This is a genomic window from Actinoallomurus acaciae (assembly GCF_042429965.1).
In the GTDB taxonomy this organism is placed as follows: Bacteria; Actinomycetota; Actinomycetes; order Streptosporangiales; family Streptosporangiaceae; genus Actinoallomurus; species Actinoallomurus acaciae.
This window is the reverse complement of the sequence record NZ_JBHLZP010001213.1, coordinates 1-767: the sequence shown is the minus strand read 5'-3', so window position 1 is coordinate 767 and position 767 is coordinate 1. Positions and strand designations below refer to the sequence as shown.

Sequence of the window (767 nt, the reverse complement as noted above, 5' to 3'; positions counted from 1 at the left end):
GTCGCCGAGGATGGGCCGCGCCGTCTGCGGCCCGGCGCGCTCGACGGCAAAGTGGTGCTCGCCGCAGGTGGGGCGGGGGCGGTCGGGCACGCGGTGATCCAGCTCGCCCGCTGGTCCGGCGCCACCGTGATCAGCACGGTCAGCGGCCCGGAGAAGGCCCGGCTGGCCACTGCCGCCGGCGCCCATCACGTGATCAACTATCGCGAGGGCGACCCGGTCGGCGAGATCCGCGAGGTCGCCCCGGACGGCGTCGACATCATCGCCGAGGTGGCGCTCGGTGCGAACCTCGCGCTGGACCTGGCCGTGCTGCGGCCGCGCGGCACGATCGCGACCTACGCCAACGACGGCGGCAGGCCGGTCGAACTGGACGTGCTGCGGACCATGGTGCTGAACACACGCTTGCAGTTCCTGGTGCTCTACACGGCCGGTTCGAAGGCGCGCGCCGCGGCCGCCGAGGACGTCGCCGCCGCGGTCCGCGACGGTGCCCTGCCGGTCGGCGAGGAGCACGGCCTGCCGCTGGTCCGCTTTCCGCTCGACCGCACCGCCGACGCGCACCGGGCGGTGGAGAGCGGCGCGGTCGGCAAGGTCCTGGTGGACGTCACGGGATGAAATTCAGCCGGTCGCCGTGAGCGCTGTCAGTCGACGAGCCCCTCGGCGGTGAGATTCGCCCGTCATGACCGGCGTGGTCCATGGTTGGGATCATGACCTCCATAGCCGGGCCTGCCGGGGACCGGCGGCTCAGTGCGGTTCGCGACCGTCCCTTCGCC

1 protein-coding gene is annotated in these 767 nt (G+C 73.3%); it reads left to right on the top strand.

The genetic code is table 11. The features are described from left to right. On the top strand, positions 1–609 hold a 609-nt coding region (locus ACFFNX_RS51715; protein ID WP_378213859.1), incomplete at its 5' end, for a zinc-binding dehydrogenase. Positions 610–767: the final 158 nt, after the last annotated feature.